Here is a 12285-nt window from a genome sequence, read left to right as displayed (position 1 = left end):
GCGGCCGCTGCCGGAGCGTTCGGGCGATCAGTAGCGGTACTGGTCGGACTTGAACGGGCCGTTGACCGGCACGCCGATGTAGTCGGCCTGCTCGTCGGACAGCGTGGTCAGCTCGGCCGACAGCTTGCGCAGGTGCAGCTCGGCAACCTTCTCGTCCAGGTGCTTCGGCAGCACGTAGACCTTCTTCTCGTACTGGTCGGACTTGGTCCACAGCTCGATCTGGGCCAGCGTCTGGTTCGAGAACGACGCCGACATCACGAAGCTCGGATGGCCGGTGGCGTTGCCGAGGTTCACAAGACGGCCCTCGGAGAGCAGGATCATCCGCTTGCTGTCCGGGAACTCGATCAGGTCGACCTGCGGCTTGACGTTCTTCCACTTGAAGTTCTTCAGGCCGTCGACCTGAATCTCGTTGTCGAAGTGGCCGATGTTGCAGACGATCGCCATGTCCTTCAGGGCACGCATGTGATCGACGGTCAGCACGTCCTTGTTGCCGGTCGCGGTGACGACGATGTCGGCACGCGGCGCGGCCTGCTCCATCGTGACGACCTCGTAGCCGTCCATGGCGGCCTGCAGGGCGCAGATCGGGTCGATCTCGGTGACCATGACGCGGGCGCCGGCGCCCGACAGCGACTGGGCGGAGCCCTTGCCGACGTCGCCGTAGCCGCAGACGACCGCGACCTTGCCGGCCATCATCACGTCGGTGCCGCGACGGATCGCGTCGACCAGCGATTCACGGCAGCCGTACTTGTTGTCGAACTTCGACTTGGTGACGGAGTCGTTGACGTTGATCGCCGGGAACGGCAGCTCGCCGCGCTTCTCCATCTGGTAGAGGCGCATGACGCCCGTCGTCGTCTCCTCGGAGACGCCGCGGATCGCGTCGCGGCAGCGCGAGTAGAAGGTCGGATCCTTCTCGAGCCGGCGCTTGATGGTGGCGACGAGGAACTTCTCCTCCTCGTTCTTCGGGTTGGCGAGGACCGAGGGATCCTTCTCGGCCTTCGCGCCGAGCATGACGAGCATGGTGGCGTCACCACCGTCGTCGAGGATCATGTTGCAGGTCTCGCCGTTGCCCCAGTCGAGGATCTGGTCGGCATACTCCCAGTACTCTTCCAGCGTCTCGCCCTTCACGGCGAACACCGGGGTGCCGGTCGCGGCGATGGCGGCGGCGGCCTGGTCCTGGGTCGAGAAGATGTTGCACGAGGCCCAGCGCACGTCGGCGCCCAGCGCCACGAGGGTCTCGATGAGAACGGCGGTCTGGATGGTCATGTGCAGCGAGCCGGCGATGCGCGCGCCCTTGAGCGGCTTCGAACCGGCGAATTCCTCGCGCACGGCCATCAGGCCCGGCATCTCGGTCTCGGCGATGTCGATCTCGGTGCGGCCCCAGTCGGCGAGGCCGATGTCCTTCACGATGTAATCGGTGGCGGGCTTGTCGAGCATATGGTCGCTCCTTCTTCGTGTTCTCAGATGAAAGAGGCGCGCACGGCAGGGTGCGGCGCGCCACATGGGGCCGGGTATACCGGGCTCGGCGCCGGTATTCAATAACGATATAAAGATTTCTTTATATATGTGCGGGTGGCGCCGCAAGCCCTTTCGCCGGATCGGCCGCGGCGCGCGGGCGCCATCGCAGGCCCATCGGGGGGCGGCGCGGCGGCAGGGCAGCGTGAAGGGGAAGGGCGCTCAGGCGTCGGCCGGGCCGTCTTCGCCGAAGCCGTCGCCGACCAGCGCGGCGATCGCGGCGAGGGCCTCGTCGGCCTCGGGTCCCGCCGCCGTTACGGTGATCTGGGTGCCCTTGCTGGCCCCCAGCATCAAGAGGCCCATGATCGAGCCGCCGCCGACCGTATGCCCGTCGCGGGCGACGGACACCTCGGCGTCGAAGGCTTCCAGGCACTTGACGAACTTGGCGGAGGCGCGGGCATGCAGTCCGCGCTGGTTGACGATCGTCAGCGTCACGGTGCGGGGCTTGGCCACCGTCCCGGTCATCGGCTCCCCGAGAGGACCTGGCTCGCGACGCTGATGTATTTCTGCCCGGCCGTCTTGGCGTCGTCCACCGCCTTCACCAGCGGGGTGTCGACGCGCACGCTGGCGAGCTTCACCAGCATCGGCAGGTTGACGCCGGCGATCACCTCGATGGTGCCGGCCCGCATCACCGAGATCGCGAGGTTGGAGGGCGTGCCGCCGAACATGTCGGTGAGCACGACGACGCCGGAGCCGTCGTCGACGGCTCCGAGCGCTTCGACGATGTCGGTGCGGCGGCGCTCCATGTCGTCATCGGGGCCAATGCAGATCGTCGCGACGCGCTCCTGCGGGCCGACGACGTGCTCGAGCGCCGCCTTCAGCTCTTCGGCGAGCCTGCCGTGGGTGACGAGGACGAGCCCGATCATGAGACCTCGCAATCAGCGCGGCCAGCCGGCTCGGCGCGAGCGGCGGATACGGACGCGAGGCGTCCGCGAGGAGAGGAAGACCAGGAATATCGATCCGTCACGTAGCGCTGACCCAGGGTCGACGAAAGGTGGCGGCCAAAATCGGCCACCCGGCAAACCAGTTCAAGGGAAATCGACCTCGACCCCTGCCGCTCCCGCTTCCGTGAAGGCGGAGATGCGCGCTTGAATTGCGGCGATCGAGGCCCTTCCACTTCCGGAGGCCGGCTGACGGGCGATCTCGACGCCGTCGATGACCGTCGTGGTCTCGGCCGGGTCGGGGATCCGCTCGAGCGCCTCGGGCGCGACCAGATCCACGACCAGCCGGACCACGGCGGCGGGTTCGTGATCGACCCGCACGATGCCGCAGCCGCGGACCTCCATCCGGCCGGCGATCGCCTCCGGGACCCGCGCCACCAGCCGGCCGTTCACGGCGGACAGCGCCACCCGGTCGTCGGCGACGAGGCAGGCGAAGCCGCCGTCCCGCCCGGTCTCGCGGATCAGCGTTGCCGCCAGCGTGGTCTTGCCGGCGCCGGGGGCGCCGCGGATGAGGACGCCGTGGCGGCCGATCAGGATGCAGGTGGCGTGCACCGTCTGCATGGCCTGCCCGCTCAGCCGGTCAGCGCCGGCAGCCGCACGATGAAGCGCGCGCCGGCGGTGTGGAAGGCGCCGTCGTCGGAGACGGTGCGGTTCTCCGCCGAGATGGTGCCGCCGTGCGCCTCGATGATCTGCCGCGAGATCGACAGGCCGAGGCCGGAATTGTCGCCGAAGCCCTCGAGCTCCGGCCGGTCGGTGTAGAAGCGCTCGAAGATCCGTTCGACCTTTTCCGCCGTGATGCCCTGGCCCTGGTCGTCGATGATCACCTCGACCGTGCCCTCGCGGCGGTGGGCGGTCACGGTGATCACGCCGCCCTTCGGGGAGAACGAGCGGGCGTTGTCGAGCAGGTTGGTGAACACCTGGCCGAGCCGGCTGTCGTGGCCGTTCACCAGGTAGGCGTCGCGGCCGCCGCGCACGGTCTTGGTGTCGACTTTCAGGGCGATGGAGATGCCGCTCAAGCGGGCGATCTGGCGCTGCATCTCCACCACCGCCTCCAGCAGGGCGACCATGTCGACCGGTTCGGCGTCGCGCCGCGCCAGCTCGGCGTCGAGGCGCGAGGCGTCGGAGATGTCGGAGATCAGCCGGTCGAGACGGCGCACGTCGTGCTGGATGATGCCCAGCAGGCGCTCGCGGGATTCGTCGGTCTTGGCGCGCGGCAGCGTCTCCACGGCGCTGCGCAGCGAGGTGAGGGGGTTCTTGAGCTCGTGCGCGACGTCGGCGGCGAACGCCTCGATGGCGTCGATCCGGTTGTAGAGCGCCTCGGTCATTTCCCGGAGCGCCCGGCCGAGATGGCCGATCTCGTCCTGGCGATCGTCGAAGGAGGGGATGGCGTGGCGGCCGCGCACGCCGCGGCGGACGCGCTCGGCGGCGGCGGCCAGCCGGCGGATCGGGCCGGCGATGGTGCCCGCCATCAGGATCGACAGCACCACCATCACCCCGGCCGAGACCAGGAACACCCGGACGATGCCGAGCCGCTCGGCGCGCAGGATGGAATCGATGTCGCCGCCCTGGGTCGACAGCAGCAGCGCGCCCAGCACGGCGCGGAAGCGCTGGATCGGCACCGCCACCGAGACGATCAGCTCGCCCTTGTCGTTGACCCGCACGACGCTCGCCGGTGCGCCGGAGACGGCCCGCTCGACTTCCGGGTATTCCTTGCCGTTGGCGCCGCCGATCTCCTTGTAGGCCGGCAGGTCGCCGTGCAGCGTCCAGGCCTTCAGGCGCTCCCAGATGCGTTCCAGCGGACCGGGTTCGCTCTCCTGGGGCGGCGGCAGGTCGAAGCGCAGGATCTGGCCGCGCGAATAGAGATGGCGGGAATCGAGCAGCAGCAGCCCGTCCCGGTCGTAGATGCGGGCGCGGGTCTTGGTGGGCGAGATCAGGCGCCGCAGGATCGGCGCCACCCGCTCCGGATTGATGGGGAAGTCGAGGGCGTGGGCGCCCTGGTCGATGGGCGAGACGCTCTCGCCCGCCTGCAGCTCCAGCAGGCGCTCCGGATCCACGGAAATGGTGTCGGTGTCGACGGTGGCGGACGCGGCGATGGCGGCGGCGATGATCTCGCCCTGGATCAGCAGGCTTTCCACCCGCGCGTCGATCAGTCCGGCGCGGAACTGGTTGAGGTACAGCGTGCCGGAGACCAGCGCGACGAGGCCGACCAGGTTCAGCACCAGGATGCGCCGGGTCACGCTTGAGAAGACGTAGGTCGACAGCAGTCCGCCGAGGCTGCGCCCGGCGCGCGCGCCCAGGCGCCGGACGGCCTTCAGCCGCGGCCGGCGCCGGGCCGTCTTCTGGGTCGCCTGTGTGTCGGTATCGACGGCCATGAGGGCGTCCGCTCCGCGCGGCCTACATCTCCTTGAAGCGGTAGCCGACGCCGTACAGGGTCTCGATCATGTCGAAGTTGGTGTCGACCACCTTGAACTTCTTGCGCAGCCGCTTGATGTGGCTGTCGATGGTGCGGTCGTCCACGTACACCTGATCGTCGTAGGCGGCGTCCATCAGCGCGTTGCGGCTCTTCACCACGCCCGGGCGCTGGGCGAGCGCGAACAGGATCAGGAACTCGGTGACCGTCAGCGTCACCTGCTCGCCCTGCCAGGTGCAGGTGTGCCGCTCCTGGTCCATCATCAGCAGCCCGCGCTCCAGCAGCTTGCTGGCGTCGGTGGCCTTCGGCGGCGAGCCGTCGCGCGGCTGGGCCCGGCGCATCACCGCCTTCACCCGTTCCACCAGCAGGCGCTGGGAGAACGGCTTCCGGATGAAGTCGTCGGCGCCCATCTTCAGCCCGAACAGCTCGTCGATCTCCTCGTCCTTGGAGGTGAGGAAGATCACCGGCATGTCGCTCTGCTGGCGCACCCGGCGCAAGAGCTCCATGCCGTCCATGCGGGGCATCTTGATGTCGAAGATCGCAAGGTCCGGCGGATCCTGGGTCAGCCCCTGCAGCGCCGAGGCGCCGTCGGTGTAGGTCTGGACCCGATAGCCTTCCGATTCGAGGGCGATCGAGACCGAGGCCAGGATGTTCCGGTCGTCGTCGACGAGTGCAACCGTCGCCATTAAGCGTCCTTTCGTCGCGTTCGAACGCGTTCTTCGTGTCTTCTGTGATCACCGCGGCGCCCGGTTCAGCCCGGATCGCCGCCATGACCGTGATCGGCCGCTCGAGACCGGGAATGCATGCCGGTGAAGCCCGGATCCGTCTGTTGCCCGTCCCGCCCGAGAGCCTGTCCGGCCGGGCCGCAATGCCCGATCCGCCGGACGCGGCGCTCCAAACATAAAACGCGCACGCCCTTGATCGTTCGGATCAAGTCGATCCGACCCGGGAAATGCGGCAGTCACGAAGGCCCGTAAGAGGCACCAATTACGTGTAAAATATGGCTTCTTGACTGTGATGTAAAAGACCCGCCGTGTCCCTTATACGGGCTTCATCCACGGATTCCTGTGCCAAATGGGGTGCGGGAGCCGATCGCGGCCCTTGCCGGGGCCTGTCCCGATCGGGCAATTCGTGGAGCGGGAGAGTCCGCATTGGGCGCTCGGCGCGCCTGCGCGCCCCCGCCACGGCCCGGGCGCCCGACGCCGCGCCGCCGCAACCCGAGGGACCTCGATGGCATCCGAAACGGCACCCGACTTCGACGCCCGCACGACCGCGCGTCATCTCCTGCGCACCGCCTTCCAGGCGGCGCTCGGCACGCTCGAGCCCGACGGCGGCGCCCCGCACGTCTCGCTGGTCACCGTCGCCACCCTGCCGGACGGCGCCCCGGTGCTGCTGCTGTCCGACCTCGCCGTCCACACGCGCAACCTCAAGGCCGACGATCGCGTCTCGCTGATGATCTCCGAGCCGGTGCGGCCGGGCGATCCGCTGGCGCTCGCCCGGGTCACCCTCGCCGGCCGCATCGCCCGCACCGACGATCCCGTCGCCCGCCGCCGCTTCCTGGCGCGCCATCCGGACGCCGCCGCCTACGCCGCCTTTCCGGACTTCGGCGTCTACCGGATCGCGCCCGAGCGCGCCCATCTCGTCGCCGGCTTCGGCCGCATCGTGACGCTGCCGGCCGCCGAGCTGATGACCGATGTCAGCGGCGCCGACGATCTGCTGGCGTCGGAGGACGGCGCCATCGCCCACATGAACCAGGACCACGCTGACGCGTTGTCCCTCTACGCGACCCGGCTTGCCGGGGCGCCGGACGGCGACTGGCGCGCCTGCGGCATCGATCCCGAGGGGATCGATCTGGTGGCGGGCCACGAGGCGGCCCGGGTCGATTTTCCCGAGCCGGTCGCCCCCGGCGGGTCGCTGCGGACCGTCCTGGTCGAGCTGGCCAGGCGGGCCCGCGCCGTCGCCGACGGAGTGTCGGAAGGGGATCGGTAGGTCCCGCCCGGCGGATGCCCGGTCGTCGCGTCGACTGTTCGCCGAATACGGCGGGTTTCGTCGCCGGTTTGCCAGCGGTGTCAGGTCGCACTTGTTTCGCTTGTCACCGGCGAAGCGGTTTACTAGGGTCGCGCGAGTTTTCGCGTGGGGAGGTCCAGTGCAGCGGCAGACGCAATCTGTCGCTGACCGGCCGGATGCTGCAGTGCAAAATAAAACCGGGGGTTTCAACCCGCGCTCCGGCTGTTTAACGAGAGGTACAACAGTGAAAGAAATCGGCTTGCGAAATCCTGCCGCGGGCACCGAGACGATCGGCCTGTCCGGACTGGCGTCGATCCGTTGGAACCTCACAGCGCCGAGCCTCTACGAGGAATCGATCAAGCGCGGCGAAGGCATGCTGACGGCGGCTGGAACCCTTGCCGCCGACACCGGCGTCCACACCGGCCGCTCGCCGAAGGACAAGTTCGTCGTCTCCGACGAAACCACCGCCGACCAGATCTGGTGGGACAATAACCACAAGCTCGAACCGGCCGCCTTCGACCTGCTGTTCGACGACATGCGCGCCCACGCCGAGGGCATGGATCTGTTCGCCCAGGACCTCTACGGCGGCGCCGATCCGGAGCACCGCATCAACGTACGGGTGTACACCGAGTATGCTTGGCACTCGCTGTTCATCCGCAACCTGCTGATCCGGCCGGAGACCGACAAGCTCGAGAGCTTCGTTCCGGAGCTGACCATCATCGACCTGCCGAGCTTCGTGGTCGACCCCAAGCGCTACAACTGCCGTTCCGAGACGCTGATCGCCTGCGATTTCGCGCGCAACGTCATCCTGATCGCCGGCACCTCCTACGCCGGCGAGATGAAGAAGTCGGTGTTCACCGTCCTCAACTACCTGCTGCCGCCGAAGGGCGTGATGCCGATGCACTGCTCCGCCAATCTCGGCGCGGACGGCGATACGGCGATCTTCTTCGGCCTGTCCGGGACCGGCAAGACGACGCTGTCGGCCGATCCCAGGCGCAAGCTGATCGGCGACGACGAGCACGGCTGGAGCGAGAACGGCGTCTTCAATTTCGAGGGCGGCTCCTATGCCAAGATGATCAAGCTGTCGGCCGAGGCCGAGCCGCAGATCTGGGCGGCGAGCCAGCGCTTCGGCGTCATCTACGAGAACGTCGCCATCGATCCGGAGACCCGCGAGCCGGACTTCAACGACGACTCCAAGACCGAGAACACCCGCGGCGCCTACCCGATCGAGTTCATGCCGAACATCGCGCCGGGGGGCGTCGGTCCGCACCCGAAGAACATCATCATGCTGACCGCCGACGCGTTCGGCGTGATGCCGCCGATCGCCCGGCTGACGCCGGCGCAGGCGATGTACACCTTCCTGTCGGGCTACACGGCGAAGATCGCCGGCACCGAGAAGGGCGTCACCGAGCCGCAGGCGACCTTCTCCACCTGCTTCGGCGCGCCGTTCCTGCCGCGTCATCCGGTCGAGTACGGCAACCTGCTGCGCGAGCTGATCGCCGGGCACGGCGTCGACTGCTGGCTGCTGAACACCGGCTGGACCGGCGGCAAGTACGGCGTCGGCCGGCGCATGCCGATCGCCGCGACCCGCACGCTGCTGGCCGCCGTGCTCGACGGCTCGCTGCACGCGGCCGAGTACCGCACCGATCCGAACTTCGGCTTCGCGGTGCCGGTGTCGGTGCCGGGCGTCGAGGCCAAGATTCTCGATCCGCGCGCGACCTGGGACGACAAGGCCGCCTACGACGCCCAGGCCGCCAAGCTGGTCGGCATGTTCGTCGACAACTTCGCCCGCTTCGCCGACCACGTCGACGCCAGCGTGCTGCAGGCGGCGCCGGACCTGAAGAACGCCGCCGAGTAACGGCGGCCGTCGGGATCGCGGCACCGGCCTGCCGGTGCGCTTCCGCCAGAAACGAAAGCGCCCGCGTCCTTCCGGATGCGGGCGCTTTTTCGTTCGGGGGCGCGATCGCCTGCCGCTGACAGGCCGGTCAGCGTCTACGCCTGCCGGCTTTCCGGTGGGTCAAGGGCGACACCGTCGTCCAGCGCGAAGAACGTCACTGCCGTCTCGCCGTATTCGCGCCGTTCCACCAGCGTGAAGCCCTCCAGCGCGTCGACCTGGTCCTTGATGGTCTCCTCCAGCACGCACAGCGCGCCGGGCTTCAGCCAGCCGCCGGCGCGCGCCGAGGCGAACGCCGCCGTCCCCAGGCCGCGGCCGTAGGGGGGGTCGGCGAAGCAGAGATCGAACGGGGCCAGCGTGCCGGCCGGCCCGAGCTTCGTCGCGTCGCGCCGCCAGATGCGGACCAGCCCGGTCAGCCCCAGCGTCTCGGCGTTCTCGCGCAGCACGCCGCGCGCGCCGGCGGATTCCTCGACGAACAGGGTGAACTTGGCGCCCCGCGACAGCGCCTCCAGGCCGATGGCGCCGGTGCCGGCGAACAGGTCCAGCACCCGCGCGCCGTCCACTGGATCACCGTAGGCGTGCTGCAGCACGTTGAAGACCGTCTCGCGCAGCCGGTCGGTGGTCGGCCGGGTCGACAGGCCGGCGGGCGCGGAGAGCTTCTTGCCCCGGAACCGGCCGCCGACGATCCTCACGAGCGCGGGCCCCGCTTCGGACCCGAGCCGCCGGGCCCGCCCGGCTTGCGCGGGCCGCGGTTGCCGCCCGGGCCCCCCGGCCCGCGTCCGGGTCCGGATCCGCCGGGACCGCGATAGCCACCCGGCCCGCCCGGTCCGGGCCGGCCCTGGCCGCCCGGCCGCTTGTCACGACCGCCCGGCGCCGCACCGGCCGAGCCGCGACCTTCGCCGCCGGCCGTGCGCGGGCCGCGGTTGCCGCCGGCTCCGCCCGGACCCCGCCCGGGGCCAGAGCCGCCTGGACCGCGATAGCCGCCGCCCGACCCGCCCGCCGGCCGTTCGCTGCGTCCACCGGGCCCGCCCGGACCGGAGCGGCCCTGGGGCCGGTCGCCGCCCGCGCCGCCGCGGCCGGCGGGACGTCCGCCCGGCCGCTCGCCGGTGGTCTCACCGCGGTCGCCTTCGGGCCGCGGCTTGCGCAGTCCGGAGCGGTCGAACGTCTTGCGCGGCGCGTCCGAAGCACCGGCCGGCGCCGGCCGCGGCCGACCCTCGCCCGGACGTCCGCCACCGGCGCCGCGCGGTCCGCCACCCGGACGACCGGGTCCGGCGCCGCGCGGTCCGCGTGCCTCGTCGCGTCCGCCTGCCGGCCTGTCGTTGGAGCCGAAGCGTCCGCCGGGCCGCGCGGGACGGCCTTCGCCGCCGCCCGGGCCGCTGCGCCGCTCCGCCCCGTCGGAGCCGGGCCGATCCCGATAGCCGGTGGAGCGGGGCGCCGCGGAGCGGCCTTCACCCGGCCGTCCGCCGGCAGCGCGCGGTCCGCGCGCTTCGTCGCGCCCGCCTGCCGGCCTGTCGTTGGAGCCGTAGCGTCCGGCCGGCCGCGCCGGACGACCTTCGCCGCCGCCCGGGCCGCTGCGTCGGTCCGCGCCTTCGCCGCCCGGCCGATCCCGATATCCCGCTGACCGGGGGGCCGCGCCGGAGCGCCCGCCCTCCGGCCGGTCGCGGTAGCCGGCCGAGCGGGGGGCTGCCCCGGACCGGCCTTCGCCTGACCGTCCGGCGCCGGCGCCGCGCGGTGCGCGGGCCTCGCCGCCGGTCCCGCCACCCGCCGGACGGTCCCGGTGGCCGGCCGCGCGCGGCCGCTCCGGCCCGTCCTTGGTCTGCCGTCCGCGATAGCCGCCGCGCTCGCCCGGGGCTGCCCGGTCGTCGCCGTCGCGGCCGTGCGGCCGGTCGCCCCGGTGCCTGGGATCGGTGGGCTCGCCGCCGCTGCGCGAGCGCTGGCGCGGCGGGTGCGCGCCCGGCTCGGCGCGGGTCGGCTGCTGGTTCACCGGCGCGCTGAAATCGGCGCCGGCCGCTTCGATGAGGCGCGCGCCCAGCTGGTCGCGCAGCGTCCGGCCGGCCACCTCGTCGGCCTCGCCGAGCGGGATGTCGCCCAGCTGGAACGGCCCGAACGAGATGCGGATGAGCCGGCTCACCTCCATGCCGAGCGAGCCCAGCACGTTCTTGATCTCGCGGTTCTTGCCCTCGCGCAGGCCGATGGTCATCCAGATGTTGGCGCCCTGATCGTGGTCGATCTTCGCCTCGATGCCGCCGTAGAGCACGCCGTCGACGGCGACGCCGTCCTTCAGCCGGTCGAGCTGCGCCTGGGTCACCTGGCCGTGGGCGCGCACCCGGTACTTGCGCAGCCAGCCGGTGGTCGGCAGCTCCAGGATCCGCGACAGCCCGCCGTCGTTGGTGAGCAGCAGCAGCCCTTCGGTGTTGATGTCGAGCCGGCCGACGCTCATCACCCGGGGCAGGCCCTCGGGCAGCCGCTCGAAGACGGTCGGGCGCCCCTGGGGGTCGAAGGCGGTGGTCACCAGGCCGCGCGGCTTGTGGTAGAGCCACAGCCGGGTGCGCTCCTTGACCGGCAGCGGCTTGCCGTCGACGGTGATGGTGTCGTCGGGACCGACGGTGACGGCCGGGGTCGTCAGCGTCGCGCCGTTGACGGTGACGCGTCCCTCGGCGATCCAGGCTTCCGCCTCGCGGCGTGAGCACAGACCGGCGCGGGCCATCACCTTGGCGATCCGGTCTTGGGAGGATGTATCGGGCGTGTCGGTCATGATCGAACCAGGGAGCGGACGGCGCGGGGAATCCCCATCCTTCATGGACGAGGCGCTCGGTGCGGCGCGCGATGCTGCGGGACGGGGAGAGGTGCCCGTCGGGGCGGCAGTCGTCAAGGACGGAAAACTCCTCGCCCTCGACGGCAACCGCACCCGGGAGCTGTCGGACCCGACCGCGCACGCCGAAATTCTCGCAATCCGGGCCGCCTGCCGCATGCTTGGCGACGAGCGGCTGACCGGCTGCGACCTCTACGTTACTCTGGAACCGTGCCCGATGTGTGCGTCGGCGATCTCATTCGCGCGCATCCGCCGGCTTTATTTCGCCGCCGCCGATCCGAAGGGCGGCGGGGTCGAGCACGGCCCGCGCATTTTCGGCCAGCCCACCTGCCATCACGCCCCCGACGTCTACGGTGGAATCCGCGAGACCGAGGCGGCGCATCTGCTGCGCGACTTCTTCCGCGAGCGAAGATAGTTTTTAGCCGCTCACGCCGAGTTCGCTTCGCTCACCGGCTCCGCGAGGGCGGCCTCCGGCCGGCCTGCGGTCGCAGGCTGATGGGTGCAGTCCTCCCAAGGGGGCGGACCTTGTCCTGGGAGCCCAGCCCCAATCTCCGCACATTCCAGCGAAGGCTGGAATCCAGTTGCGGCTGCGCCGGTCACTCATATCGGGGGGCTGAGCGGGGTGCCGCCACCAGCGCGCGACCGCGCGCCGGCCGGTCAGGCCGCGCCCGCGCAGCCGGTGAGCGCAAGCTCATCGGCGCGAGCGATA

General features: G+C 70.7%; 11 protein-coding genes. 3 read left to right on the top strand and 8 right to left on the bottom strand.

Features of this window, described 5'->3' with window-relative positions:
• Positions 1-27: 27 nt before the first annotated feature.
• The 6 genes from ahcY to ACSSVZ_RS06000 all read right to left on the bottom strand — a co-directional run bounded on the left by ahcY (position 28) and on the right by ACSSVZ_RS06000 (position 5549).
• Positions 28-1434, bottom strand: coding sequence for an adenosylhomocysteinase (gene ahcY, locus ACSSVZ_RS06025; RefSeq protein WP_453968887.1), 1407 nt, complete (start codon positions 1432-1434; stop codon positions 28-30).
• A gap of 240 nt (positions 1435-1674) precedes the next feature.
• Positions 1675-1977: an HPr family phosphocarrier protein gene (locus ACSSVZ_RS06020; RefSeq protein WP_453968886.1), complete on the bottom strand. Its 303-nt coding sequence runs from the start codon at positions 1975-1977 to the stop codon at positions 1675-1677.
• Positions 1974-2378, bottom strand: coding sequence for a PTS sugar transporter subunit IIA (locus tag ACSSVZ_RS06015; RefSeq protein WP_453968885.1), 405 nt, complete (start codon positions 2376-2378; stop codon positions 1974-1976). Before ACSSVZ_RS06015 ends, ACSSVZ_RS06020 begins: the two co-directional genes overlap by 4 nt.
• 162 nt (positions 2379-2540) lie before the next feature.
• Positions 2541-3014 (bottom strand): HPr kinase/phosphorylase, encoded by a 474-nt coding sequence (locus tag ACSSVZ_RS06010; RefSeq protein ID WP_453968884.1) that lies wholly within the window; start codon positions 3012-3014, stop codon positions 2541-2543.
• Between the two features lie 11 nt (positions 3015-3025).
• Entirely contained in the window at positions 3026-4825 is a 1800-nt protein-coding gene (locus ACSSVZ_RS06005) for a stimulus-sensing domain-containing protein (RefSeq protein ID WP_453968883.1), read from the bottom strand.
• A 22-nt stretch (positions 4826-4847) separates the two neighbouring features.
• Positions 4848-5549 carry a response regulator transcription factor gene (locus ACSSVZ_RS06000; RefSeq protein WP_453962710.1) on the bottom strand — a complete coding sequence of 234 codons (702 nt, stop codon included), beginning with the start codon at positions 5547-5549 and terminating at the stop codon, positions 4848-4850.
• Between the two features lie 544 nt (positions 5550-6093).
• Here ACSSVZ_RS06000 and ACSSVZ_RS05995 point away from each other — a divergent pair.
• Both ACSSVZ_RS05995 and ACSSVZ_RS05990 read left to right on the top strand, forming a co-directional pair.
• Complete coding sequence (locus tag ACSSVZ_RS05995) at positions 6094-6852, top strand: HugZ family pyridoxamine 5'-phosphate oxidase (RefSeq protein ID WP_453968882.1); 759 nt, start codon at positions 6094-6096, stop codon at positions 6850-6852.
• 262 nt (positions 6853-7114) lie between these two features.
• A complete protein-coding gene (locus ACSSVZ_RS05990; protein ID WP_453968881.1) occupies positions 7115-8728 on the top strand; it encodes a phosphoenolpyruvate carboxykinase in 1614 nt (537 codons plus the stop codon).
• Positions 8729-8862: 134 nt separating this feature from the next.
• Here ACSSVZ_RS05990 and rsmD read toward each other — a convergent pair whose 3' ends face one another.
• Together rsmD and ACSSVZ_RS05980 are read right to left on the bottom strand one after the other, a co-directional pair.
• Positions 8863-9456 carry a 16S rRNA (guanine(966)-N(2))-methyltransferase RsmD gene (gene rsmD / locus ACSSVZ_RS05985; protein ID WP_453968880.1) on the bottom strand — a complete coding sequence of 198 codons (594 nt, stop codon included), beginning with the start codon at positions 9454-9456 and terminating at the stop codon, positions 8863-8865.
• Positions 9453-11519, bottom strand: a complete 2067-nt coding sequence (locus ACSSVZ_RS05980) for a pseudouridine synthase (protein WP_453968879.1) — start codon at positions 11517-11519, stop codon at positions 9453-9455. Before ACSSVZ_RS05980 ends, rsmD begins: the two co-directional genes overlap by 4 nt.
• Here ACSSVZ_RS05980 and ACSSVZ_RS05975 point away from each other — a divergent pair.
• Positions 11518-11991, top strand: a complete 474-nt coding sequence (locus tag ACSSVZ_RS05975) for a nucleoside deaminase (RefSeq protein WP_453968878.1) — start codon at positions 11518-11520, stop codon at positions 11989-11991. The two genes, ACSSVZ_RS05980 and ACSSVZ_RS05975, sit on opposite strands and share 2 nt — an antisense overlap.
• Positions 11992-12285 lie beyond the last annotated feature (294 nt).

It is taken from the genome of Amorphus sp. MBR-141 (genome assembly GCF_053628695.1).
The sequence above is the reverse complement of the archived record's forward strand: the minus strand, read 5'-3'. Positions and strand labels throughout refer to the sequence as shown.

What these genes read in the sequence shown, in the direction of transcription:
- ahcY (WP_453968887.1), bottom strand. Translation starts at nt 1,434, where the DNA reads ATGCTCGACAAGCCCGCCACCGATTACATCGTGAAGGACATCGGCCTC.
- ACSSVZ_RS06020 (WP_453968886.1), bottom strand. Translation starts at nt 1,977, where the DNA reads ATGACCGGGACGGTGGCCAAGCCCCGCACCGTGACGCTGACGATCGTC.
- ACSSVZ_RS06015 (WP_453968885.1), bottom strand. Translation starts at nt 2,378, where the DNA reads ATGATCGGGCTCGTCCTCGTCACCCACGGCAGGCTCGCCGAAGAGCTG.
- ACSSVZ_RS06010 (WP_453968884.1), bottom strand. Translation starts at nt 3,014, where the DNA reads ATGCAGACGGTGCACGCCACCTGCATCCTGATCGGCCGCCACGGCGTC.
- ACSSVZ_RS06005 (WP_453968883.1), bottom strand. Translation starts at nt 4,825, where the DNA reads ATGGCCGTCGATACCGACACACAGGCGACCCAGAAGACGGCCCGGCGC.
- ACSSVZ_RS06000 (WP_453962710.1), bottom strand. Translation starts at nt 5,549, where the DNA reads ATGGCGACGGTTGCACTCGTCGACGACGACCGGAACATCCTGGCCTCG.
- ACSSVZ_RS05995 (WP_453968882.1), top strand. Translation starts at nt 6,094, where the DNA reads ATGGCATCCGAAACGGCACCCGACTTCGACGCCCGCACGACCGCGCGT.
- ACSSVZ_RS05975 (WP_453968878.1), top strand. Translation starts at nt 11,518, where the DNA reads ATGATCGAACCAGGGAGCGGACGGCGCGGGGAATCCCCATCCTTCATG.
- ACSSVZ_RS05980 (WP_453968879.1), bottom strand. Translation starts at nt 11,519, where the DNA reads ATGACCGACACGCCCGATACATCCTCCCAAGACCGGATCGCCAAGGTG.